The organism is Phytobacter diazotrophicus (assembly GCF_052061655.1).
GTDB classification, from domain to species: domain Bacteria; phylum Pseudomonadota; class Gammaproteobacteria; order Enterobacterales; family Enterobacteriaceae; genus Phytobacter; species Phytobacter diazotrophicus.
The window spans coordinates 3,848,957-3,874,002 of the sequence record NZ_CM125428.1 but is presented as its reverse complement, the minus strand read 5'-3'; the positions used below and the strand labels follow the sequence as shown (position 1 = coordinate 3,874,002).

General features: G+C 55.1%; 20 protein-coding genes. 11 read left to right on the top strand and 9 right to left on the bottom strand.

The annotated features are described in order from the left end of the window. Positions 1 to 61: 61 nt before the first annotated feature. The gene (locus ACS0RQ_RS18900; RefSeq protein ID WP_271849837.1) at positions 62 to 1,135 is read left to right on the top strand and encodes a LacI family DNA-binding transcriptional regulator; all 1,074 of its coding nucleotides are present in this window, start codon (positions 62 to 64) and stop codon (positions 1,133 to 1,135) included. Here the strand turns inward: ACS0RQ_RS18900 and ACS0RQ_RS18895 are convergent. Together ACS0RQ_RS18895 and ACS0RQ_RS18890 are read right to left on the bottom strand one after the other, a co-directional pair. Then, the gene (locus ACS0RQ_RS18895; protein ID WP_271849836.1) at positions 1,132 to 2,388 is read right to left on the bottom strand and encodes a DUF1479 domain-containing protein; all 1,257 of its coding nucleotides are present in this window, start codon (positions 2,386 to 2,388) and stop codon (positions 1,132 to 1,134) included. The genes ACS0RQ_RS18900 and ACS0RQ_RS18895 overlap by 4 nt on opposite strands. A gap of 167 nt (positions 2,389 to 2,555) precedes the next feature. Continuing rightward, positions 2,556 to 3,368, bottom strand: a complete 813-nt coding sequence (locus ACS0RQ_RS18890; protein WP_125125071.1) for a Cof-type HAD-IIB family hydrolase — start codon at positions 3,366 to 3,368, stop codon at positions 2,556 to 2,558. Between the two features lie 349 nt (positions 3,369 to 3,717). Here ACS0RQ_RS18890 and ACS0RQ_RS18885 point away from each other — a divergent pair, with 349 nt between their 5' ends. Next, positions 3,718 to 4,704: a transposase gene (locus tag ACS0RQ_RS18885; RefSeq protein ID WP_271851994.1), complete on the top strand. Its 987-nt coding sequence runs from the start codon at positions 3,718 to 3,720 to the stop codon at positions 4,702 to 4,704. A gap of 64 nt (positions 4,705 to 4,768) precedes the next feature. Here ACS0RQ_RS18885 and ACS0RQ_RS18880 read toward each other — a convergent pair whose 3' ends face one another. Both ACS0RQ_RS18880 and ACS0RQ_RS18875 read right to left on the bottom strand, forming a co-directional pair. Further along, positions 4,769 to 7,201: a formate C-acetyltransferase/glycerol dehydratase family glycyl radical enzyme gene (locus ACS0RQ_RS18880; protein WP_271849835.1), complete on the bottom strand. Its 2,433-nt coding sequence runs from the start codon at positions 7,199 to 7,201 to the stop codon at positions 4,769 to 4,771. Positions 7,202 to 7,205: 4 nt separating this feature from the next. Next, positions 7,206 to 8,105 carry a glycyl-radical enzyme activating protein gene (locus tag ACS0RQ_RS18875; RefSeq protein ID WP_271849834.1) on the bottom strand — a complete coding sequence of 300 codons (900 nt, stop codon included), beginning with the start codon at positions 8,103 to 8,105 and terminating at the stop codon, positions 7,206 to 7,208. Between the two features lie 134 nt (positions 8,106 to 8,239). On the opposite strand from ACS0RQ_RS18875, the gene fsa reads away from it, so the two are divergent. Continuing rightward, entirely contained in the window at positions 8,240 to 8,902 is a 663-nt protein-coding gene (gene fsa / locus ACS0RQ_RS18870) for a fructose-6-phosphate aldolase (protein ID WP_334633015.1), read from the top strand. Positions 8,903 to 8,972: 70 nt separating this feature from the next. Here fsa and moeB read toward each other — a convergent pair whose 3' ends face one another. Both moeB and moeA read right to left on the bottom strand, forming a co-directional pair. After that, complete coding sequence (gene moeB, locus ACS0RQ_RS18865; RefSeq protein WP_271849833.1) at positions 8,973 to 9,743, bottom strand: molybdopterin-synthase adenylyltransferase MoeB; 771 nt, start codon at positions 9,741 to 9,743, stop codon at positions 8,973 to 8,975. Between the two features lies 1 nt (position 9,744). After that, positions 9,745 to 10,977: a molybdopterin molybdotransferase MoeA gene (gene moeA, locus ACS0RQ_RS18860; RefSeq protein WP_271849832.1), complete on the bottom strand. Its 1,233-nt coding sequence runs from the start codon at positions 10,975 to 10,977 to the stop codon at positions 9,745 to 9,747. A 203-nt stretch (positions 10,978 to 11,180) separates the two neighbouring features. On the opposite strand from moeA, the gene iaaA reads away from it, so the two are divergent. From iaaA to gsiD, 5 genes are read left to right on the top strand one after another with little or no spacing between them, the layout of a single operon-like run. Further along, positions 11,181 to 12,122: a beta-aspartyl-peptidase gene (gene iaaA, locus ACS0RQ_RS18855; RefSeq protein WP_108701762.1), complete on the top strand. Its 942-nt coding sequence runs from the start codon at positions 11,181 to 11,183 to the stop codon at positions 12,120 to 12,122. 10 nt (positions 12,123 to 12,132) lie between these two features. Then, complete coding sequence (gene gsiA, locus ACS0RQ_RS18850; RefSeq protein ID WP_271849831.1) at positions 12,133 to 14,004, top strand: glutathione ABC transporter ATP-binding protein GsiA; 1,872 nt, start codon at positions 12,133 to 12,135, stop codon at positions 14,002 to 14,004. 32 nt (positions 14,005 to 14,036) lie between these two features. After that, a complete protein-coding gene (gsiB, locus tag ACS0RQ_RS18845; RefSeq protein ID WP_334633011.1) occupies positions 14,037 to 15,575 on the top strand; it encodes a glutathione ABC transporter substrate-binding protein GsiB in 1,539 nt (512 codons plus the stop codon). A 47-nt stretch (positions 15,576 to 15,622) separates the two neighbouring features. Next, positions 15,623 to 16,543, top strand: a complete 921-nt coding sequence (gene gsiC / locus ACS0RQ_RS18840; RefSeq protein ID WP_039077174.1) for a glutathione ABC transporter permease GsiC — start codon at positions 15,623 to 15,625, stop codon at positions 16,541 to 16,543. Positions 16,544 to 16,545: 2 nt separating this feature from the next. Continuing rightward, positions 16,546 to 17,457 carry a glutathione ABC transporter permease GsiD gene (gsiD, locus tag ACS0RQ_RS18835; RefSeq protein ID WP_271849829.1) on the top strand — a complete coding sequence of 304 codons (912 nt, stop codon included), beginning with the start codon at positions 16,546 to 16,548 and terminating at the stop codon, positions 17,455 to 17,457. Here the strand turns inward: gsiD and ACS0RQ_RS18830 are convergent. After that, entirely contained in the window at positions 17,447 to 18,334 is an 888-nt protein-coding gene (locus ACS0RQ_RS18830) for a LysR family transcriptional regulator (RefSeq protein WP_039077172.1), read from the bottom strand. The two genes, gsiD and ACS0RQ_RS18830, sit on opposite strands and share 11 nt — an antisense overlap. A 97-nt stretch (positions 18,335 to 18,431) precedes the next feature. Here ACS0RQ_RS18830 and ACS0RQ_RS18825 point away from each other — a divergent pair, with 97 nt between their 5' ends. Beyond that, positions 18,432 to 19,385 (top strand): 2-hydroxyacid dehydrogenase, encoded by a 954-nt coding sequence (locus tag ACS0RQ_RS18825; RefSeq protein WP_271849828.1) that lies wholly within the window; start codon positions 18,432 to 18,434, stop codon positions 19,383 to 19,385. Between the two features lie 39 nt (positions 19,386 to 19,424). Next, positions 19,425 to 20,765, top strand: coding sequence for an MFS transporter (locus ACS0RQ_RS18820; RefSeq protein ID WP_110295669.1), 1,341 nt, complete (start codon positions 19,425 to 19,427; stop codon positions 20,763 to 20,765). Positions 20,766 to 20,804: 39 nt separating this feature from the next. Here the strand turns inward: ACS0RQ_RS18820 and rimO are convergent, their stop codons facing one another. After that, positions 20,805 to 22,130 carry a 30S ribosomal protein S12 methylthiotransferase RimO gene (gene rimO, locus ACS0RQ_RS18815; protein WP_039077169.1) on the bottom strand — a complete coding sequence of 442 codons (1,326 nt, stop codon included), beginning with the start codon at positions 22,128 to 22,130 and terminating at the stop codon, positions 20,805 to 20,807. A 156-nt stretch (positions 22,131 to 22,286) separates the two neighbouring features. Beyond that, positions 22,287 to 22,646, bottom strand: a complete 360-nt coding sequence (locus tag ACS0RQ_RS18810) for a hypothetical protein (protein WP_271849827.1) — start codon at positions 22,644 to 22,646, stop codon at positions 22,287 to 22,289. Between the two features lie 861 nt (positions 22,647 to 23,507). Here ACS0RQ_RS18810 and ACS0RQ_RS18805 point away from each other — a divergent pair. Beyond that, positions 23,508 to 24,851, top strand: coding sequence for a VWA domain-containing protein (locus tag ACS0RQ_RS18805; protein WP_271849826.1), 1,344 nt, complete (start codon positions 23,508 to 23,510; stop codon positions 24,849 to 24,851). Positions 24,852 to 25,046: the final 195 nt, after the last annotated feature.

The window sequence follows — 25,046 nt, the reverse complement described above, 5'->3', positions numbered from 1 at the left end:
ATTCATGAGGCCTGTGTTTCATGAAAATTTTCCCATCGCGGAAACGGAGCAAGATCACAAAATGGATAAAAAGCTAAAAATCACTGAAATCGCCCGGCGTACCAACCTGTCGACCAGCACCGTTTCCCGCGTGCTGGCGGGTAAGGCCAATACCAGCGAAACGGCCAGACGCCTGGTACTGGAATGTGCGCGTGATTTAGGGGTAATGGAGGGGATTGCAGCCGGGAGGTTGCTGCTCAATAACCTGGTGATCTTCGCACCACAGCGGGCGTTCGATGAGCGCTCCGATATCTTTTATTACCGCGTGATTCAAAGCATCAGTAAGGCGCTGGATTCTCATGAGGTGCGGCTGCGTTACTGCCCGCTGGAGGAGCTGGATAGCGATGCTAATGTATTTATTACACGAATGAATGAGCCGGAAACCCAGGCGGCAATTTTGTTGGGGATTGACGATCCGCATATTCACGAACTGGCCGCGGATTTTGCTAAACCTTGCGTACTGATTAACTGTCGCGATAAGCGGATGCGCCTGCCAACGGTGGCCCCGGATCATCGGGCAATTGGTGAGTTTGCCGCCGACTATCTGTTTGACTCCGGCCATCGCGATATGGTGGTCGTGATGTGTCTGCGCCGCTATACCATGGATTTGCGGCTGGCGGGCATTAAAGAAGCCTGGCAACAGCGAAATCTACGTTTTCAGAGTAAGCGCGATCTGATCACTGTTCCCAGTTTTAGCGCAAGAGAAGCCCAGGAGCGGGTTGCAGAGTGGCTCGACTGTCCCGCACATAAAAACCCGCCGACCGCGTTTTTAGTCGGGGGAGATTTTATGGCAGAAGGGACCGTGCGGGCGCTGCAACAACGCGGCTTACGCGTTCCGCAGGATGTCTCGGTGATGAGCATTGATGCCTTCAACCTGGCAGCTATTCAGGATGTGCCGCTGACGGCGGTCCATGTGCCGCGCGATGAGCTCGGTACTGAGGCGGTTTATATGTTGCAGCAACGGCTGATTCGTCCGCAGGCGGCAATTGGCTCGCTGCTGATTAATGGCATGCTGGTAGTGAGGGAGTCGGTACGGCGGATACGTCCGGGACAACGACGTACCGCCGTGGAGCGAGAAGGGCTGTATGACGTTTAGTCTATGCCCAGCGCCCGTTTTCCATAGGCGTTCAAATCGGCCAGCGTGAAGCGCCCCTCCCAGTTTGCTTCATAATCTTCGCGCGGAAAATCACCTGGCGATACGCCATTTTCCAGCGCGACTTTTGCTTTACGCGCCCAGGCGAGGTTTTTCTCGCACAGGGGGGCAGCGGGGATATACATCACGTTACCCCAGCCCTGTTGATCGTTTACCGGGGCGACGGAGTGAATCACATCGCAGTGCCACCAGACGGAGTCGCCCGCTTCCAGCGCCGGGATGGAGGTTAACGCCTCTATCAGCAGTGGGTGCCATTTCTCAGAAATGGGAAGCACCTTACCCGGAGCCACACCGCACAACTCATCTTCCGGCACATCATCCAGCAGTGGGCGTAGCAGAATATAGGCCATTGCCTCCGGGATCGGCACGACATGCAACAACCCCTGGCCTGGGATCATATCGGAGAGCGCCGTCCAGCCCTGGAAGGTACGGAACACCGAACACTTGGTGGTGTTCTCGACGGTGTACTCTTCCACCTCGGTACGATGCGCGGCATCCCACGGATCATATTCGTCCAGTTTGCCGTTAAAGACGTTGGCAAAGACCCGTTGATACGCCGGAAGCAGCCAGCGTTCCAGGGCGCCGGAATCGGTATGGGCACCTAAACCTTTTGACGTCGTTCCCGGCGGACGGCGACGAATACGGTCCGGGTAAATCACGCTGACATCCGGATCAAACCACGTTGTCCCTTCGCTTTCAAAGCGCCACAGGCGGTTGAGGAACGACTGCACGGCAGCCATTTCGTCGCTCTGGCGTGCCTGCATTTGTGACTGCGACCAGTAGATAGGGTAAATTTCCGGACGAGAGGCATCGAGAGATCCAAAGAAGTTATCGCCTGGCCCTTTGTAGACATCATCAAAGTGGTTTTGCTCAAGATAGGCCATCATGTCGCGGTCCCAGCCGAGCGCCCGCTCGCGGGGGAAATGCCCTTTGATCACCGCACAGCCGCGTTGTTTAATCAGCGCACGCTGTTGCTCGCTTACCCGCCCCTCTTTTACCGCTTCAAAGGGGATCACCGGCCAGACATCCTCGCCCTGCGCCTTTAACGCGTTGATCTCTGCGACGCGTTGGCTAATCCGCGCGTGGAGTTGATTGAATATGGCTTTCACGTCACCGATTTGCTGGCGCAATTCCTGCTTCATTTGCCGGATAGCCGCTTTATGGTCGACGGGTAAAGTTTCGCTGGTGAACGTCATGATGGCCTCGCAATCTTTCATTCGAAAGTAATTAAGCTTACAAGTGATAATTTAAGTTAAAAATAAGTTAATGCAAGTTTAAAAACTTGATGCAGAGCACAAAGCTGAAAGAAGGGCAGGGAAAGAGAGAAGGGGAAAGGCCGGAGCGACGACTCCGGCCGGGAAAATCACTGGAACGGGGGTGCACCGTCCAGTACAGCCTGGATCACATTCAGCGCGCCCTGGTGGTTGTTGTCATCGGTGCGATGACGGGCAATGGCTTTGATAGCGTCGCTGGCGTTATCCATGGCGAACGAAAACGCCGTCATGCGCAACATTTCGGCGTCGTTGCCGCTATCACCAATTGTCACACACTCTTGCGGCGACAATTGCCAGCGTTTCAGCAGACGGGTAATGCCGTTGGCTTTGTGCAGACCGGGAATGATCAGGTCTACAAAACCAAAGCCGCTGGTCACAGGCTTCATGATGCCATCCAGCGAAACATGCAGCTTATCAATCAGTTGCGGAATGTCACTGTCCGGTAAATTGAGCGAGAATTTGAACAGGGTATCGTTAATCTGGTGGTAGTCGCTGATACGTTGCAGACGATGATAGTGCTTTGCCATCAGGTCGATGAAGCTATCCGGCGCGTTTTCGCTGACCCAGGCGCTTTCCAGCCCACAGGCGACGAAATTCAGCGCTTTGTCTTTCAGTAACTCGCCGATAACGACCTGAGCTTCATGACGGGTAAGTTCACCGTGAAACAGTTGCTGACCGTGTTCAAAGACCAGCGCGCCGTTTTCGGCGACAAAAGAGATCTGATCTTTCAGTTCCGGGAAAAAGGAGATGAGCTGGTAATACTGGTTGCCGCTGGCGACGACAAATTCAATATCACGCTGCCTGAGTTGGGCAAACTGTGCCATAAAACGATCGCGGTCGTATTGTTTGGCGTCGTCAAGAAAAGTTCCGTCCATATCAGTGACGATAACTTTTACGGTCATACATAAGCTCCTGGTCTGAGTACCACTCGTAACATTGTAATAACAGTGTGACCTGAAGCACAAATTTATTTCATTCGAAAGTTTGTATTCACGAATATGCAGCAGAATATTGGGGCATTTTCTCCCGGGTGGCGGCGCTAATGCGCCTGACCCGGGCTTGTATTATTAAAAAATCCAGAGATAACCGGCCAGTTCTCTCTGGTGGTGGTCCGGATGCCGTATCCGGGCTCAGACTTTGAGTCTGTATCGTAGATCCCCGCACCGGACCACCGTTATCCACAAGTGATAAACCGAACAGTATCATGGACCGGATTACCCGGTACCCCGCATTTGCAAGGAGGGTTACACTATGGAGCACGAACTTCACTTTATCGGCATTGATGTTGCCAAAGCTAAACTCGATGTCGATATGTTGCGGCCTGATGGCCGTCACCGCAGCAAAAAATTTGCCAACACCCCCGGAGGGCATGACGAGCTCGTCAGCTGGTTGCAGGGACATCAGGTCAGCAATGCCCATATCTGCATGGAAGCGACCGGGACGTATATGGAAGATGTCGCCGCTCATCTCTCTGACGCAGGATATCAGGTCTCTGTTATCAATCCGATGCTCAGCAAAGCGTTCGTTCAGAGCCAGGGAATACGCAGCAAAACCGATACGGTGGATGCCCGCCAGCTGGCATATTTTTGCCGGGAGAAACGCCCGGCGATATGGGAAGCCCCCCATCCGGTTGAACGTGCCCTGCGGGCGCTGGTGCTGCGGCATCAGGCGCTGACAGAGATGCATGTACAGGAGCAGAACCGGCGGGAAAGCGCGCGTGAGGTTCAGTTGCCGAGCATAGACATGCATCTGCTGTGGCTGGAGACGGAACTGAAACGTCTTGAAAAACAGATAAAAGACCTGACGGATGATGACCCGGATATGAAACAGCGGCGCAAACTGCTGGACAGTATCCCGGGCATAGGCCCGAAAACCGCAGCGGTGCTGCTGGCTTATGTGGGACTGAAAGACAGGTTCAGGGAGGCGAGGCAGTTCGCGGCGTATGCAGGTCTGACGCCCCGGCAACATGAATCAGGCAGCAGTATCAGGCGGGTGAGCAGGATGAGTAAACTGGGCCATGCGTCGCTGCGTCGTGCGCTGTACATGCCAGCGATGGTGACGCTGTACAAAACGGAATGGGGTCGGGTGTTCAGGGAACGGCTGGAGAAGAACGGGAAGAATGCGAAGCTGATAATCGGGGCGATGATGAGGAAACTGGCGCAGGTTGCCTATGGCGTCCTGAAGTCAGGACGCCCGTTCGATGCCACGTTACATCAGGGAAATGCTTGCGCGGCATAACAGTATCTACGTTGGGGGGAAGGGAGGTAGCCCGGCTAAGCGAAGCGCCAGCCGGGATGGGATGTTAAAGCGTATGTTCAGTACGCGCGATAATATCATCCTGCGCATCCGGTGACAGGGCGGTAAAGAACGCGGAATAGCCTGCAACACGCACCACCAGGTCGCGATATTGATCCGGATGTTTCTTCGCTTCCAGCAACGTCTCACGGGACACAATATTGTACTGAATATGCCAGCCTTTATGATCCTCAAAGAACGTGCGCAACAGCAACATCAGTTTCTGCCTGTCACTGTCATTCTCAAGCGTTGACGGGTTTAGCTTCTGATTAAGCAACACGCCGCCGAGGATCGCCGCTGTCGGCAATTTCCCCACTGAACCGATCACCGCCGTCGGGCCGAGATGGTCAGTGCCCGATGCCGGACTGGCCCCCTCGGCGAGCGGCGTTTTGGCTTTACGTCCATCCGGTGTCGCCATGGTTGCCGCACCAAATGGCACGTTGGCGGAAATAGACGATGTCCCCGCATAATAGTTGCCGCCAATCGGGCCGCGTCCGAAACGTGGATTATGGTAATTTTTCAGCTCATCGATATAGGTCTGGTAAGCGAGTACCAGCAGCGCATCCACGCTATCATCATCATTGCCATACTTCGGTGCGTTGTTGATCAAACGCTGGCGCAACTGCTCATGCGTCAGCCCGTCGAAATCAGCGGCCAGTGCCTCCGCGAGCTGCTGTTGCCCGATAGCCCCCTGTTCGAAGACCAGTTTTTTAACCGCCGCCAGGCTATTGCCAAGGTTGGCGATGCCCACCTGCAGGCCGGACACCCAGTCATATTTGGCGCCACCCTGTTTAATGCTTTTCGCCCGTTCGATACAGTCATCCACCAGCGCGGAGCAGAGAATATCGTGGACATTCTCTTCGAGCATGGTGTCGACAACATACTCAATCTCAATCGATTTCCGGGTGTAGTAGCGAATCTGCTTATCCCAGTCGGCCATCACCTCGTCGAAGTGGGTGAAGTTGCCTTTCGACAACGCATGTTCCTGCGGCAGGAACACTTTGCCGCTGGTGGCATCGCGACCGCCTTCCAGCGCTGCCAGCATCACGCGGGCAAAGTTGATAAAACTCATCCCGGTACAGCGATACCCCCATTTGCCACCGACGGCGGTTTCAATACAACCAATCGCCGCATAGTCATACGCATCCTGCGGTTCGACGCCAAGCTTAATAAACTCAGGGATCACGATTTCATCGTTGTTAAACGCTGGCATCCCGAAGCCGCAACGGATCACCTGTACACAGGCGTCGAGGAAATCGTTACTCATGCCTGCGTGGTAGCGCACGCTGAGGTTCGGCTGGGTTGAGCGCAGGCGGCCACAGGATTCCAGAATCGCGTAAGAGAGCGGGTTCACGGCATCCATCGGCGCATTGTTGACCAGTTTCTGACCGCCAATGGTGACGTTCTGGTACAGCGGGCTGCCCGCTGAGGCTTTGGAGTGCGAGCCGGAGCGGATTTTGTTCACTTCCAGCAATTTCAGCCAGCAGCCGTGCAGCATTTCGATGGCCTGCTCGCGGGAAAGCGACTGGTCCAGCTCCACATCGCGGCGATAGTACGGATACAGATACTGATCCATACGGCCAAAGGAGACAGAATGGCCGTTGGATTCGATTTGCAGGATCAACTGAATGAAGTAGCACAGTTGCAGTGCCTGCCAGAAGGTTTTCGGCGGCTCATGGGCTATTACATCGCAGTTTTCCGCCATCGCCAGCAGTTCATCGCGGCGACTGGTGCGGGTTTCTGCACGGGCCATTTGACGGGCCAGGTTGGCGAAACGCTCAATGTGCAGGCTGACGGCATCCAGCACGATATCAATCGCTTTCAGGAACTGCTCACCGTGCAAATCTTCCAGAACGGTAAGGTTGATACGTGAACGGCGTTCATCCACTTTATGGCGCAGGCCGTCCAGCCCTTTTTCCAGCAGTAGCGGGAAATTCACCGCCAGATGCGCATCGCCCGACGTCATATTGCCTTCGGCCTTGATGATGCCGGTTTCCAGCAGCGCTTTTTGCTCATCGGTAAACATACCGTAGCAGCGATCCTGCACGGTCTGGCCACGCCACCACGGGCAAATGGCGTGCAGCACCTGTTTATTTTCTTCGCTTACCGCAAAGCCAGCCCCTGGACGATCTGCCAGGTCATCGATCTCTTTTTCAATCCAACTGACGGTATATTCCGGGAAGATCGGCGCGGCGCGCACTTCGCTTGCCTGGTTGCCGATGATCAGCTCATCGTGCTTGATCCAGATGGTACGCTCCGCCAGATGATGGGCCAGCGCCAGCGCGCGGCGTACCGGAATGGGCTTATCCATGTGCTGCTGATATATCTCGGTGTAGTGCTGCGCACGCTCGGTACACACCGGAGGTTTTACAATATGCACCAGTGCGTTCTTATGCGCCTTAATACGGTCGGTCAGGGTCGAGAGTTGTAACGTCGTCATGAGATTATCCTCGTAATATCGCTGTCAGCCCTTTCTCGCAGGCGTAGTTCTGGGCGAATGCCAGCAACGCCGGTGCATCAAGCGGCTTATCAGGGGCGGTGTAGGGTTGACTGAGTAAGGTGTATTTATTCATGCCCAGCGTGTGATAGGGCAAATAGTGGATCTCGCGGGCGTTCAGTTCGTCGGCGGCAAAATTGGTAATATCGGCAATGGATTTTTCATCGGCATTGAAGCCGGGAATCAACGGCACGCGAATGGTCATCTGCTTACCGGCTTGTGCCAGTCGTTTCAGGTTGTCCAGCACGCGTCTGGCGCTGCCGTCGGTCCACTGTTTAAACGCGCCGCTATCAACATGTTTCAGGTCAGCGAGAAACAGATCCACATAGGGCAGAGAGGGCTCAATGTAGCGCCATGGCACATGCAGGCAGGTTTCAACAGCAGTGTGAATCCCTTGTTCGTGGCTGGCTTTAAAAAGGGAGAAAGCCAGTTCCGGGTGCATAAACGGCTCGCCGCCGGAAAGGGTAATACCGCCGCCGCTGCGGGTATAAAAGGCTTTATCACGCAACACAGTCGCCATGATGTCCTCAACGGATTTATCTTCCCCGCAGACGGTCAGCGCCTGCGTCGGGCAGCAGTCGGTCAGGGCGTTAAGGTCGCTATCCGTCAGATTTTCACGGGCAATAAGCAGGCCGTTAAGCGCCCGGCTAATGGCTTTCGGGGCCGCTTGCTGGCAAAGATCGCAGCCTTCCAGGCAAAGTCTGGCGTCGAACAGCACTTCGCGATCGCGGGCGCGGCTCTCCGGGTTCTGACACCAGCGGCAGCCTAATGAACAGCCCTTTAGAAAGACGACGGTGCGAATACCGGGGCCATCATGGGTGGAATAGCGTTGAATATTGAAAATCATAGGTTGCCCTCATCTTGCGTATGAAGATTAAATTACTTTCGAATGAAAGTTATATTGATAAAGGTCAACTCTTGGGCAGGTTGGTGCGTGTTAGTTTTAAAGCATGCTGAATCTCACATTTTGAGGGTGAAAGAATGGAACTGTATCTCGATACATCAGACGTGGCGGCGGTGAAACGGCTGGCGCGCATTTTTCCGCTGGCGGGCGTGACCACCAATCCGAGTATTGTGGCGGCAGGCAAAACGCCTGTTGAGGTGTTGCTGCCGCAACTGTACGACGCGCTGGATGGCAAAGGCCGCCTGTTTGCCCTAGTGATGGCGAACACCGCTGAGGGGATGGTGGCTGATGCCCATAAGCTGCGTGCCATTATTCCCGACCTGGTGGTGAAAGTGCCGGTGACGGCGGAGGGGCTGGCAGCCATAAAATGTCTGAAAGCTGAAGGCATTCCAACGCTTGGCACGGCGGTATACGGCGCCGGGCAGGGGTTGTTATCTGCACTCGCGGGGGCAGAATATGTCGCGCCGTATGTGAACCGCGTGGATGCGCAGGGCGGTGACGGAGTTCAGACGGTAAATGATTTACAGCGTTTGTTGAGCCTGCATGCGCCAGGGGCGAAGGTGCTGGCGGCCAGCTTTAAGACACCGCGCCAGGCGCTGGCGTGTCTGCTGGCAGGCTGTGAGTCGATTACGTTGCCGCTGGATGTGGCGCAACAGTTTATCGCCGCGCCTGCGGTAGAGGCTGCTGTCGCGAAGTTTGAGCAGGACTGGCAAGCGGCGTTTGGCCGGACATCGATTTAACCCTGTGCGGTCTGATGCCCTCACCCCGGCCCTCTCCTACGGGAGAGGGAGCAAACACTAAAAAGGCAACTTACGTTGCCTTTTGCTGTTTACCTCCGCAGACCTCACACTGGGGATTGCGCATCAACTTCATCTCCCGGAACTGGCAGGTCATCGCGTCATACATTACGATTTTTCCGGCGGCGGGCACACCAAAGTGCGTCAGCACTTTAATCGCTTCTACCGCCTGTAATGAACCCATCACCCCCACCAGCGGCGCCATCACGCCTGCTTCGACACAGGTCAGCGCGTTTTCACCAAACAGACGGCTCAGGCAGCGGTAGCAGGGCTCGCCGTCCCCCCAGGTAAAGACACTGATTTGCCCCTCCATACGAATGGCGGCACCGGAGACCAGCGGAATACTCTGCGCAAAACACCCGGCGTTGAGCTGATTGCGAATGGCGACATTATCCGTGCAATCCAGCACCAGGTCGTGGGCGGCAATCTGCGCCGACAGGGCGCTTTCATCCAGCAGGGCGTTAAGGGTGTCGAGCTGAACATGCGGGTTGATTCGCGCCAGGGCAGCTTTGGCGGATTCCACCTTTGGCTCGCCAATTGTCGCGTCGCTGTGCAACGTCTGACGCTGGAGATTGGAGAGCGCCACGGTATCGAAATCCAGCAGCGTCATCTGGCCAACCCCCGCCGCAGCCAGATATTGTGCGGCTGCGCAGCCAAGACCGCCTAATCCCACCACCAGCACGCGTGATGCTTTTAACCGCTCCTGGCCATCAAAATCGAAGCCGCGCAAAATAATCTGCCGGTTATAGCGCAGCATCTCTTCATCGCTCAGCTCATCTACCATCTTAGCCTCCGAAGAGATGGTTAAAGGTTTCAACCTCGACCCATTCACCGGCTTCCACATGACTGCGCTCACGCTCCAGCACCACAAAGCAGTTGCCCTGACTAAAGGAGCTGAAAATATGTGAACCTTGCGGACCGGTGGTGCTGACAATCAGCTCTCCGTCGCTATCACGGCTGAGGATGCCGCGCTGGAAATCAAGGCGACCCGGTGTTTTCTTAAGGCGGGTTGCCGCGCGGGCGCGCAGGCGTAGCGGCAGTGGGCTGGCGGTATTACCGCTCAGCTTCGCCAGCAGCGGCAGTACTAACTGATAGAAGGTCAGCGCGGCAGAGACCGGGTTACCGGGTAAACCACAGAACCAGCTATTCTTGAGATGGCCGAAGGCGAACGGTTTGCCAGGTTTGATAGCAAGCTTCCAGAAGGTGATTTCACCCAGCTCATCCAGGATAGTTTTGGTGTAATCCGCTTCCCCCACCGACACGCCGCCGGAGCTGATCACCACGTCGGCCTGCTGGTCTGCCGTGATAAAAGTTTCGCGCAGTGTGGCCGGATCGTCACGCACGATACCAAGGTTGATGACCTCACAGCCCAGTTGTTCCAGCATCAGGTGAACCGTCAGGCGATTGGTATCGTAGATTTGTCCGTCCGCCAGCGGCTGACCAGGCAGTTGCAGCTCATCGCCGGTGGAAAAGAGCGCCACGCGGATTTTACGGACGACTGGCACCTCGGCAATGCCCAGCGAGGCGAGCACCGGGAGTTCGGCGGCGGTCAGTTTTTTCCCGGCGCTGAACACGGCGGCGCCCGCGCGAATATCTTCACCCAGCAGGCGGATGTTTTGCCCGGCTTTAACCTTACCGGTAAAGCGCACACCCGCGTCGGTTTGCTCAGTCTCTTCTTGCATCACTACGGCTTCGCAGCCAGCCGGGACAGGGGCACCGGTCATGATGCGCACGCAGGTGCCTGTAGGCCACTCGCCGTGAAAGGGCTGCCCGGCGAACGCTTTTCCGGCAACCGGCAGCGGTTCACCTTTTTCGAGATCGGCAAGGCGTACGGCATAACCATCCATGGCGGCATTGTCAAAACCCGGCACATTCAGCGGTGAAATCACATCCTGCGCCACAACGCGACCAAAACAGCTTAGCAACGGAAGGGTTTCGCTCTCTGTGAGTGGCGAAACGCGAGACAGCATTTGCGCCAGGGCCGAATCCAGCGGGATCAAGCCTGCGGTATATTCCATAATTTACTCCAGCACCACGCGTGAAAGGGGCCATTATGGCAGAAAATGAGGCCCGACTGCATGTACTCCTCAAGTGCCATAGTGAGATGCCTGCTTTACATCGCAGGATCGACTTTCTATATTCAAAAATTGTATGAAGCTGTGACGACGATAATGATATTTATAGAAAAAGCAGCAAGCTATCCTGACCGGGCGATAAAAAAATGACCAAAGCGGTAATTGCAATTCACGGTGGCGCAGGGGCCATCTCCCGCGCGCAACTGAGCCCGGAAAAAGAACGGCAGTACATTGCCGCACTATCGGCCATTGTCGAAACCGGCCAGAAGATGCTCAATGCTGGTGAAAGCGCGCTGGACGTGGTGACCGAGGCCGTGCGCTTACTCGAAGAGTGTCCGCTGTTTAACGCGGGCATTGGTTCTGTTTTTACCCGCGATGAAACCCATGAGTTGGATGCCTGCGTGATGGACGGGTATTCGCTGCGCGCGGGGGCCGTCGCCGGTGTAAGCCGCTTACGTAATCCGGTGCTGGCAGCGCGTCTGGTGATGGAGCGCAGCCCCCATGTGTTGCTGGTGGGAGAAGGGGCGGAGAACTTCGCCTTTGCCGAAGGGATGGAGCCGGTATCGCCCGAGCTTTTCTCGACGCCGGAGCGTTACGAGCAGCTTCTTGCCGCCCGTGCGGAGGGGCAGACCGTGCTGGATCATGGCGGTGCGCCGCTGGATGAAACGAAAAAAATGGGCACTGTCGGTGCGGTGGCGCTGGATAAGCAGGGAAACCTGGCAGCGGCGACCTCGACAGGCGGAATGACCAATAAATTACCGGGTCGGGTAGGAGACAGTCCGCTGCCCGGCGCGGGATGTTATGCCAACAACGCCAGCGTGGCGGTCTCCTGCACCGGAACCGGGGAAGTGTTTATTCGCACGCTGGCTGCCTATGATATCGCCGCGTTAATGGATTACGGCGGTTTAAGCCTGCATGAAGCCTGTGAGGCGGTGGTAATGGAAAAACTGCCTGCGCTGGGCGGTAGCGGCGGCCTGATTGCCGTCGATCGTGAAGGTAACATTGCACTGCCTTTTAACAGTGAAGGGATGTATCGCGCCTGGGGCTATGCCGGAGATGCGCCAAGCGTAGGGATTTATCGTGAATAAGGAGAGTAGGGTGTCGCACGGGTATGAAACAGACGCCGATGTGGTGCTGGATGTCAGCAATCTGAATGTCGCGTTTCGCCATGACAAACAGCTCACCCAGGCGGTGCGTAACCTGTCGTTTACCCTCAAACGCGGTGAAACGTTGGCGATTGTCGGGGAGTCGGGGTCCGGTAAGTCGGTCACCGCTATGTCGCTACTGCGCCTGCTGGAACAATCCGGCGGCGAGGTGAGTTGCGATCATATGCGCCTGTTGCGCCGTAACCGGGAGCGTGTCGATCTGGCGACGCTCAACGCCTCTCGCCTGCGCGGCGTGCGCGGTGCCGATATTGCTATGATTTTTCAGGAGCCTATGACCTCATTGAATCCGGTGTTTCCGGTGGGTGAGCAAATTGCCGAATCCATCCGTCTGCATCAGGGGCTGGGCAAAGAAGAGGCGATAGCGGAAGCCCGGCGAATGCTGGACCTGGTACGCATCCCTGAATCACAGGCCATTTTGTCTCGTTATCCGCATCAGCTTTCCGGCGGTATGCGCCAGCGGGTGATGATTGCAATGGCGCTCTCCTGCCGTCCGGCGGTGCTGATTGCCGATGAGCCGACCACGGCGCTGGATGTCACTATCCAGGCGCAGATTCTGCAACTTATTGCCGTGCTGCAAAAAGAGATGGCGATGGGGGTGATTTTTATCACCCACGATATGGGGGTTGTGGCGGATATTGCCGACCGCGTGCTGGTGATGTATCAGGGCGAAGCGGTGGAAACGGGCACCGTAGAACAGATTTTTAGCGCACCGCAGCATATTTACACGAAAGCATTGCTGGCGGCGGTGCCGCGGCTTGGCGCGATGAACGGCAGCGATCTGCCGCGTCGTTTTCCGCTGGTTTCGTTACAACATCCTGAAAATCAGGAGCCGGAAACCGAGCAGGACACCGTGGTGGCGGGCGAGCCGATTTTGCAGGTTCGCGACCTGGTGGCGCGCTTCCCGCTGCGCAGCGGGGTGTTAAATCGCGTCACCCGAGAAGTGCATGCGGTGGAAGGGGTGAGCTTCGACCTGTGGCCCGGAGAAACGTTATCCCTGGTGGGCGAGTCCGGCTGCGGCAAGTCGACGACCGGGCGGGCGCTGCTGCGGCTGGTGGAAAGCCAGAGCGGGGTGATTACGTTTAAAGGTGAGCGTATCGATACGCTTCCCGACAGTAAGTTGCAGCCACTGCGTCGGGACATTCAATTTATTTTTCAGGATCCCTACGCCTCCCTCGACCCCCGGCAGACCGTGGGCTATTCCATCATGGAGCCGCTGCGGGTACATGGCGTAATGAATGAAGAAGATGCCCAGCGGCGCGTGCTGTGGTTACTGGAACGTGTCGGGCTGAAACCGGAACATGCGTGGCGTTATCCCCATGAGTTTTCCGGCGGTCAGCGCCAGCGTATCTGTATTGCCAGAGCGCTGGCCTTAAACCCGCGCGTGGTGGTGGCAGACGAATCGGTTTCGGCACTGGATGTTTCGATCCGTGCGCAAATCATCAATTTGTTACTCGATTTACAACGGGAGATGGGGATTGCGTTTCTGTTTATCTCTCATGATATGGCGGTTGTGGAGCGAATCAGCCACCGTGTGGCGGTGATGTATCTCGGTCAGATTGTGGAAATTGGCCCACGTCGCGCCGTGTTTGAGAACCCGCAGCACCCTTACACCCGTAAACTTATGGCCGCCGTTCCGGTGGCCGACCCGTCTCACCCGAGGGCGCAGCGGGTGTTGTTGTCGGATGAAATCCCCAGCAACATCCATAAACGCGGCGAGACGGTACAGCGTGTGCAGTTACATAGCATCGGCCCGGGTCATTTCGTCGCCCGTTCGACACCGGGTAGCACACAATCACGTTTTTGACAGAAACAGGCAGGGACACTCAGGAGAACAACATGACACAACCTTTACCACGTAAATGGCAGATTGCGTTCGCAGTTGCCATCGCGCTGAGCGCCGCGCCAGCACTGGCTGCCAAAGATGTTGTGGTCGCAGTGGCGTCAAATTTCACCACTCTCGACCCCTACAATGCCAATGACACATTGTCGCAGGCCGTCGCTAAGTCATTCTATCAGGGGCTGTTTGGCCTTGATAAAGACATGAAGCTGCATAATGTGCTCGCCGAAAGCTATACGGTGTCGGATGACGGGCTGGTGTATACCATCAAGCTGCGTCAGGGTGTGAAATTCCAGGATGGAACCGACTTTAACGCCCTGGCGGTGAAGGCGAACCTCGATCGCGCGAGTAATCCGGAAAATGCGCTCAAGCGCTACAACCTCTATAAAAACATCGCCAAAACCGATGCAGTGGATGCGACAACAGTCAAAATCACCCTGAAACAGCCGTTCTCGGCCTTTATCAATATTCTGGCCCACCCGGCGACGGCGATGATCTCGCCTGCCGCGCTGGAAAAATACGGTAAGGACATTGGTTTTCACCCGGTGGGGACAGGTCCTTATGAACTGGACACCTGGAACCAGACCGACTTTGTGAAGGTGAAGAAATTCGCCGGATACTGGCAAAAAGGGCTACCGAAACTGGACACCATCACCTGGCGTCCGGTGGTCGACAATAATACCCGAGCGGCGATGTTGCAGACGGGCGAAGCGCAGTTCGCTTTCCCGATTCCCTATGAGCAGGCGGCGGTGCTGCAGAAAAACAGCAAACTGGAGCTGGTGGCCAGCCCCTCGATCATGCAGCGCTACATCAGCATGAACGTAACGCAAAAGCCGTTCGACAACCCGAAAGTTCGTGAAGCCATCAACTACGCCATTAACCGTCAGGCGCTGGTGAAAGTGGCGTTTGCCGGGTATGCAACACCGGCAACCGGCATTGTTCCACCGTCACTGGCGAATGCGCAAACCTACCAGCCGTGGCCTTACGATCCGGCAAAAGCCCGCGAACTGTTGAAAGAGGCTGGCTATCCAAACGGGTTCAGCACCACGCTGTGGTCATCGCATAACCACAGTACCGCGCAAAAAGTGCTGCAGTTTACCCAGCAGCAACTGGCGCAGGTGGGTATCAAAGCGCAGGTGACGGCGATGGATGCCGGACAGCGTGCGGCGGAAGTGGAAGCGAAAGGGCAGAAAGAGAGCGGCGTGAGGATGTTCTACACGGGCTGGTCGGCGTCGACCGGGGAAGCCGACTGGGCGCTGTCGCCGCTGTTCGCCTCACAGAACTGGCCGCCAACCCTCTTCAACACGGCGTTCTACAGCAACCCGCAGGTGGATAAAGACCTGGCCGACGCGCTGAAAACCACCAATAATGAGGAAAAAACCAGGCTCTACAAGGATGCGCAGGATATCATCTGGAAAGAGTCCCCCTGGGTGCCGCTGGTGGTGGAGAAGCTGGTTTCCGCTCACAACAAGAACCTGACAGGGTTCTACATCATGCCGGACACCGGCTTTAGCTTTGACGAGGCCGACCTGAAATAAGAGCGCATGTCCCCTCTCTTTGCGAGAGGGAAGTGACGGAAGAGACGATGCTGAATTATGTTTTGAAACGCCTTCTGGGTCTTATCCCAACGCTACTGATCGTGGCGGTGCTGGTGTTTTTATTTGTTCACCTCTTACCGGGCGATCCGGCACGGTTGATCGCCGGGCCGGAGGCCGATGAGCAGGTGATTGGACTGGTACGCCAGCAATTAGGTCTCGACAGGCCGCTCTATATCCAGTTCGGGCACTACATTGTTAATGTGCTGCAGGGTGATTTCGGTATCTCGATGGCTTCCCGCCGTCCGGTAGTGGAAGAGATCGCCAGCCGCTTTTTCCCGACGTTCTGGTTGACCATCGCCAGTATGACCTGGGCGATGCTGTTTGGCCTGGTGGCGGGGATTGCCGCCGCGGTATGGCGTAACCGCTGGCCGGACAGGCTCGGCATGGCGCTGGCGGTGACCGGGATCTCCTTTCCGGCCTTCGCGCTGGGCATGCTGCTGATGCAGGTTTTCTCCGTGGAGTTGGGCTGGTTGCCGACGGTCGGGGCCGATAGCTGGCGGCATTATATTTTGCCGTCGATAACGCTGGGGGCCGCCGTGGCCGCGGTAATGGCGCGCTTTACCCGCGCGTCCTTTGTCGATGTGCTCAATGAAGACTACATGCGTACCGCGCGCGCCAAAGGGCTTAGCGAAAAGTGGGTCATACTCAAGCATGGCCTGCGTAATGCGCTGATCCCGGTGATCACCATGATGGGGCTACAGTTCGGCTTTTTGCTTGGCGGCTCGATTGTCGTCGAGAAAGTGTTCAACTGGCCCGGCCTCGGGCGTTTGCTGGTGGACTCCGTTGATATGCGCGATTACCCGGTTATCCAGGCGGAAGTCCTGCTCTTCTCGCTGGAGTTTATTCTTATCAATTTAGTGGTGGATGTGCTGTACGCCGCCATTAACCCCGCTATCAGGTACAAGTAAGGATGCGATTGTTTAACTGGCGTCGAGCGGCGATTTTAAACGCCATGCCTGGGCTGAAACCGGACCAGGTGCGTACCCCGTGGCATGAGTTCTGGCGGCGTTTTCGTCGTCAGCCCCTGGCGATGACCGCCGGGTTGTTTGTGCTGATTCTGATTTTGTTGGCTATTGTCGCCCCCTGGATTGCCCCCTTCGATGCCGAAAACTATTTCGATTACGACCGCCTTAATGACGGGCCATCGCCATTGCACTGGTTTGGCGTGGATTCCCTGGGCCGCGATATCTTTAGCCGCGTGCTGTTGGGGGCGCGAATTTCGCTCGCAGCCGGGGTGCTGGCGGTACTGATTGGCGCGCTGATTGGTACCGTGCTGGGCTTGCTGGCCGGGTATTACGAAGGCTGGTGGGATCGCATCATCATGCGCATTTGCGATGTGCTGTTCGCTTTTCCTGGTATTTTACTGGCGATTGCCGTGGTAGCGGTGATGGGCAGCGGTATGGCGAATGTCATCATTGCTGTGGCGGTTTTCTCTGTTCCGGCTTTCGCCCGACTGGTGCGCGGCAATACTCTGGTCCTTAAACACCAGACCTTTGTTGAGTCGGCGCGCAGTATTGGCGCAAGCGATATGACCATTCTGTTTAGCCATATTCTGCCGGGTACGGTGTCGTCGATCGTCGTCTATTTCACGATGCGTATTGGCACGTCGATCATTTCGGCGGCAAGCCTCTCCTTCCTCGGGCTGGGGGCGCAACCGCCCACACCGGAGTGGGGCGCCATGCTCAATGAAGCGCGCGCGGATATGGTGATTGCTCCCCATGTGGCGCTGTTCCCCTCCCTGGCGATTTTCCTGACCGTGCTCGCGTTTAACCTGCTGGGCGACGGGCTTCGGGACGCGCTGGATCCCAAAATCAAAGGGTAATTAATACCTCACTCAGGGCCTTGAGAAACGCGGGAAGCACCGGGTTTGGATTGGCCTTTGAGTACACCAGGAAGTTGTGTGCCTGAATATTGACCCCTTCGATGTTCATAAAGGTGACATTGGCCATGCCCAGCGCGCGCGATGATGCAGGCACGATGGCGCATCCGAGCCCGGCATTCACCATTCCGAGGATCGTGTGGGTCTGGGCCAACTGATATTTAAAATCCGGCGTGATGTCGTTAAAGACGAACAGGTCGGTAATGCGGTCGTAAAAGTGGCGCGCTTCATCCGGGCTGTAGAGAAAAAAGGGCTCATTGTTAAAGGCGCTGAGGGGAATTTTTCGCTTGCGTGCCAGCGGGTGATCGCAGTGAAAGGCGGCGACAAATGTCTCCCCCTGCAGAGGCTGATACGCCAGCAGCGGGTTGGGTGGGACATGGCGCACAAAACCAACGTCAATACTGTTATTTTCGACAGAGCTAATTTGTTTGTGCGAGACCTGCTCAAATAAACGGAAATCCACCCCCGGTAATTTCACCGACAGCGCTTTAAGCAACTGCGGAATAAAACTCCAGGCAAATACCGCCGTAAATCCCATAGATAACGTGCCGATTTCGCCGGATGCACATTGCTGAACGGAGGATTCAAGTCGGTCTGCTAATTTCAGTATTAATCGTGACTCCGTCAGCAAATGTTGACCCATATGGGTAAGCTGCACGTGACGGTTATTCCTTTCAAACAACGCTCCGCCCAGACTCTTCTCCAGAAGCTGTATCTGGCGGCTGAGCGGCGGCTGGGTCATATGCAGGCGGGCTGCGGCGCGTCCGAAGTTCAACTCTTCAGCAACGGCGATGAAACAACGCAACTGATGTAAATCCATAATTCAATTCTTATATTAATGAATACCGGATTTATATTAGACATGAATTATTACCCTGTCCATCATCTGGTTAATAACTACGCGACGGATGATAGATATGACGAATAATATTGCTCAACAAAAAACACACATTTTATTAACCCAGGCGGTGCCAGCACCGATTGATGAAATATTACGGCGCGATTACGAAGTGCATCGTCTTTACCAGGCGAGCGAGCCGCAAAAAATGCTGGCGGAAATTGGCCCACTGATTGAAGGCGTGGTGACCGGCGGCGCAAAAGGGCTTTCCCGGGAGATAATGGAATGTCTGCCGGCGCTTAAAATTGTCGCCATCAGCGGTATCGGCACAGATGCCGTCGACCTGGTGTATGCCGCAAAGCACGGTATCTATGTCACTACTACACCCGGCGTGCTGACCGATGATGTGGCGGATATGGCGCTGGGCCTGTTGATTTCCACCCTGCGACAAATGAGCGAAGGTGAGCAGGTCGTGCGTGCGGGGCGCTGGCCGCAAACCAACCTGCCGCTGGCGCGCAAAGTCACTGGCACGACGGTGGGAATTATCGGCATGGGGCGTGTTGGCCAGGCCATTGCCAGACGGGTCGCTGCCTTTGACGCCCGTATTCTCTATACCGATCTCGCGCCGATTGCCGCCCTTGATTACACCTTTATTGCTGATATTCAGGCGCTGGCGCAGGAAGTGGATGTTCTGGTGCTTGCCGCCTCTGCCGATAGCGGCGAGGTGATTATCACTGAGTCGGTGCTGGAGGCGCTGGGGCCCGAGGGCTATTTCATCAATGTGGCGCGCGGCAAGCTGGTGGATGAAGCGGCGCTGCTTGATGCCCTGACCCACAAGCGTATTGCCGGAGCCGGGCTGGATGTGTTTGCCCATGAGCCGCACGTACCGGAAGGCTTTTTCACCCTCAATAACGTCACCCTGCAGCCGCACCGCGCCAGCGCGACTGTTCAGACTCGCCAGGAGATGGGCAACATTGTGCTGGCGAACCTGGCGGCCTGTTTTAGCGGCAACGTGCCGCCACACCGGGTATAGCCATCGTTTCTGAACCCTACAAATAAAAGTGAGAAAACAATGAGCAAACAAATGGATGTCTCGCTGGAGCAGGTCAAACGGGTCGGACATCACCGCTATTGGGTGCTGGGGTTGATTTTCATCATCACCGTTATCAACTATGCCGACCGCGCGACCATGTCGATTGCTGGCACCTCGGTGGTGAAAGAGCTGGGTCTCGACCCGATGATGTTGGGGATGATCTTCTCCGCTTTCGCCTGGGCCTACGCGCTGGGGCAGATCCCCGGCGGCTGGCTACTGGACCGCTTTGGTGCCAAAAAAGTCTACGGCATGAGCCTGGTGCTGTGGTCCGTGTTCACCATGCTACAGGGCACCGTGGGCTGGATCGGGATGACCGGTAGTCTGGCGGCGATGACCCTGTTTCTGATGCGCTTTATGCTGGGTCTGGTGGAATCCCCCGCATTCCCGGCAAACTCCCGTATCGTCTCCAGTTGGTTCCCGACGCGTGAGCGTGGCGTGGCCTCGGCGCTGTTTAACTCCGGGCAATACATGGCGGTCGTGGTCTTCACGCCGATCATGGCCTGGCTGACCCATGCATGGGGCTGGGAGCATGTGTTCCTGTGGATGGGGGGAGTGGGGCTGGTGCTGGCGACCGTCTGGTTTGCCTGGTATAAGGAGCCGCATAAAGACCCGCGTCTGACAGAAGAAGAGAAAAACCTGATGCGCGAGGGCGGGGCGCTGGTGGATCTGGACAGTGAAGGGGCGGCAAAGGCGAAGAAAACCTCGCTGCGCGATGCCAAATGTCTGTTTACCAACCGCAACCTGTGGGCCATTTATCTGGGGCAGTATTGTATTACCGCGCTGACCTACTTTTTTATTACCTGGTTCCCCATCTACCTGATTCAGGGGCGCGGTATGACCATCATGCAGGCGGGGTGGGTTGCCGCACTGCCTGCCATCTGTGGCTTTACCGGCGGTCTGCTGGGGGGCTATCTGTCTGACATTCTGATTAGCCGGGGCATGCATCCTTCCCGTGCCCGTAAAACGCCGTTTGTGCTGGGAATGGGGCTGTCCACCATGCTGGTATTCGCCAATTTCGTCGACAGTAACAGCGCGGTAATTTTCCTGATGGCAATGGCGTTCTTCGGTAAAGGCTTCGCGGCAGTGGGCTGGGCGGTATTGTCCGATGTTGCGCCGAAAACCATGATTGGCCTGTGCGGCGGCGTGTTTAACGGTATCGGTAATATTGCCGGGATCGTGACGCCACTGGTGATCGGTTATGTGGTGACGGTGACCGGCTCGTTTAATAACGCGTTGTGGTTTGTAGCGGCGCACGGTGTGCTGGCAGTGGTGAGTTATGTAGTGATTGCGACACGCTTTGAACGTGTTGACGTGGCATAAAGAGAGAAAGGCGCCGCCTGGAAACAGGCGGCGACAGGGTTAGACGCGGCTACCCCACAGATCGTACTCGTCGGCGTTTTCGACTTTCACGCGGATGATATCGCCCGGTTTCACTTTCGTTTCCCCGTTCAGATAGACCGCGCCGTCGATTTCCGGTGCATCCGCCATGCTGCGGCCGATTGCCCCTTCTTCATCGACTTCATCGATAATGACCAGAATTTCGCGGCCCACTTTTTCCTGCAGACGCTCAGCGGAAATCTGCTGCTGAAGCTGCATAAAGCGGTTCCAGCGCTCTTCTTTGATCTCTTCCGGCACCTGATCGGCCAGTTCGTTGGCGGTCGCACCGTCTACCGGGCTGTATTTGAAGCAGCCAACGCGGTCCAGACGCGCTTCTTTGAGGAAATCGAGCAGCATCTGGAAATCTTCTTCGGTTTCGCCAGGAAAGCCGACGATGAAGGTCGAGCGAAGGGTCAGTTCCGGGCAGATTTCGCGCCACTGCTTAATGCGCGCCAGTTGACGATCCACGGAGCCAGGGCGTTTCATCAGTTTCAGGATACGCGGGCTGGCGTGCTGCAACGGAATATCCAGATACGGCAGGATTTTGCCTTCTGCCATCAGCGGAATGACATCATCAACGTGCGGGTAAGGGTAGACGTAGTGCAGACGCGTCCAGATACCCAGTTTTGCCAGTTGTTCGCACAGGCCAACCATGCTGGTTTTTACCGGTTCGCCATTGTGGAAGCCCATACGGTGCTTTACGTCCACGCCATAGGCGGAGGTATCCTGGGAGATAACGAGGAGCTCTTTCACACCCGCATCCACCAGACGTTTGGCTTCACTTAAAACGTCGCCAATAGGACGGCTTACCAGATCGCCACGCATCGAGGGAATAATGCAGAAGGTGCAGCGATGGTTGCAGCCTTCGGAAATTTTCAGATACGCGTAATGACGAGGGGTCAGTTTGACACCCTGTTCCGGCACCAGGCTCAGGAACGGGTTGTGCTTCGGTTTCGGCACATAGTGGTGCACATGCTCAAGCACCTGCTCGTAGCTATGCGGACCGGTGATTTCCAGCACTTTCGGATGGACTTCACGAATCTGATCGACTTTGGCGCCCAGACAGCCGGTGACAATCACTTTGCCGTTTTCATTAAGGGCTTCGCCAATGGCTTCCAGCGACTCTTGTACCGCGCTGTCGATAAAGCCGCAGGTGTTGACGATAACCATATCGGCGTCGTTGTAGCTCGGTACCACGTCATAGCCTTCGGTGCGCAGTTCGGTGAGGATGCGCTCGGAGTCAACGAGGTTTTTCGGGCAACCGAGAGAAACAAAGCCGATTTTCGGCTGCAGGGTCACATTGCTCATAGTTCAAAAAATAATCAGTTAAGGGATGCTCAGGGCAGGGATTGTACAGATAACGCCGGGAGATTTATAGAGGATTCTCGGCCGGGCCGGGTGAAAAAACGACTGCCCGCCTGGCAACGGCTTCGTTATAATTTAATATGACGAAAATTGCCGCTATCAAAATTCATCAACCGTATCCCGGTCAGCATGAATAACGGTAAACGCTAAATAATCCTGAACGACATTGAAGCTAATACTGGTTTCATAAACATCTTCAATATTCATGTCCTGGCATAAATTAAAGATGAAGTAGTTAATTTGATAATAAAGGACGTATGTATTGTCGTGTAGATGCTCAACCCTGCTGATAACGAAATCGTTGGTTGAACGCGCATGCGGGCTGATGAAGGTTAAGTCCATGTTCAGAATGGGGATAAGCCCCGGATTTTGTCGGTTTTGCTCAAGATAATGCTGAATCTGTACGGCGGAATCTGCATTGTGCTTATGAATAGCGACTGGTAGCGGAAACGTGTTCATAGCGACCCTTGTAATACTGTGTATGGCATTAACATAACACGCACTTCGTGGTTCTTCATAAACCCTTAACGGGGTATTTCGGGGTACGAAATCGGGCCGGGGAAAATACCTCTAAAGGGTATCTCTGCTGATTGAATTTACACCGAAAAGGTTCGGTGTTTGCGTGTAAATATAAAAACCAAAAAAAAAGCCGCTCGGACGAACGGCATAGAGACAACACGGAATTACACAGAAACATAATGATTTACGAGCTAAATAATAGTTTGCTAATGATGCCGTGTCTGCCACGTTTATCGCTAAATTTTGGCTAAATGTGCGCTGTGATGGCCGTCAACATAGTATAAAAATCAGACAGAGTATAATTTGTGCCGCTGCGCTCGTGTGAACGCACGTTTGAAATCGTGGCGGCGTAACGCATCATGCATTTGCATGCCCCCATGAGCAGATCCTGAATTTCATGCTTATGGGGTTTTTTATGCATTTCGCCGTCGTCATTGCCACACCGCGTGCCGTATGTTGTGCCGGGCCCCGATGGGAATGCGCAGAAATACTGACAGGGTTACATACTATTGAATCATTTGAGTCATTCTTATTGCCTTGATATTAAATCTCGACTTAACATAAACTAAAGGTCCTGATGCGTTTGAGGTGTTTATAAAGGGAAATTATCTGAAATTTTCACCCGCTGAGTAAAAGTGTCTGCTTTGTTGTTTTTTTAAATAACGCCTGATGTTGCTACTACAAAAAGGCGCGGTTTTTGATGCAAGGTATTGCATTTGCTATTTTTCGAGATGATGATGGAACGGCGAAAGTTATATTCCATTTAATTGCATCACCTATGTTGGGTTGTTGTTTAAATAAATGATAAGAATTACCAGAACAGCTGAACCCACCGCTCGTGACCAGTGGGCAATTACGCACTATTCCCAACTGAATTCGCTCCTGGCGCAATATTCATCACCAGGCGTTGCTAATTTATTCGCCAAACCTGTGCAGGCCAGCGATGGTGCCACCGAGTGGTACAGTGAATTAAATGGTCGGCCTGTTCAGTTAAAGGACCTGCCAGCCGCTGATGCCACCAGGGTTGAGGAATTGTTGAGCAGGAAGCTTGCCGCAATCGCCAGCCTGCGTAAGACTTTGCCGCCCGGTTCACTACCGGAAAACCTACACTCTCTACTGGAAATGGCCAGCCGTCAGCCCGAGCGTGACAGCGTATGGTCCATTGACGGTCAGCCTGTTATTACCTTCTGGCCAGGGCCTGAGCCCGTTGCAGCCGTTCCGCCTCCGGTGGTGCCGCCTCGCCGTCTTTGGTGGCTTTGGCTTCTGTTATTGTTGCTACTTGCGGCACTGGCACTCTTTCTTTTACGGGGCTGTATTCCTCAGGATCCTCCTGTGGTACCGCCAGTTCCCGTGGCCCCGGTGCCACAACCACCAGTGAATACGCCGCCGCTTGACCCGGCAACGGTTATTCCACCGGCCGTAAAACCGGAACCCGAACCTGAACCGACCCCGAAACCTGCACCGGTTCCTGCCGAACCGATAAAACCGAATAAGCCGGTGAAGCAGCTGTGTCCGTCCCAGCGCACGCCGCAGCAGGCTCCTGAGGTGGTACTGGTGGTTGATGGCTCGGGTTCAATGGCCATCAGTATGGACGCAACGCCGGAAGAGCTCTTTTTTGCACGCAATAACGTTGCGATTCCGGCGCTTTTTCGTGAGCCGCAGCGTATCTCGGTTGCGCGCTCATCGGCAAAGCAACTGGTTGATGCCATACCAAAGGATATGAACATCAGCCTGGTGACAGCATTGAACTGCGGACGTGTTGAGAGCACATCGCCGTTCTCGTTCCGTCAGCGCGGGGCATTAAAAACGCAAATTAGTCAGATTCAACCGGATGATAAAACGCCGTTGGCTGATGCCCTGGCACGGGCCGGAGAGATGGTGGATGGGGTGAATCGCGATGCCATTATCCTGCTGGTCTCTGACGGTGAAGAAACCTGTAATGGCAATCCGTGTGATGTCGCTCGTGAGCTAAAAAGCAGGAAACCGCGCTTGCAGGTCAACATTGTCGATATAATGAATACCGGTGCGGCTAATTGCGTAGCGCAAAGTACAGGGGGCAAAGTCTATCCCGCTAATAGTACTAATGAGTTTAAGGCTGCAATGAACAAAGCTATCTCGGAATATATACCAAAAGGCTGTAATTGATGGGGCCAGGATTTATTTTTCTGGTATATAGTTTCGCTTGTAAACTATTTTATGCGAACGAGAATGATGAGCACTACACTCTAAACACTGGCTGATTCTTATTCTTATTTTGCTGGTGAGCGTTCGGGTTTTATACATAAGCGATAGCGTTCATTTATCTGCCATATAAAGTATGTGCAACAAGTCTTGAGGCGC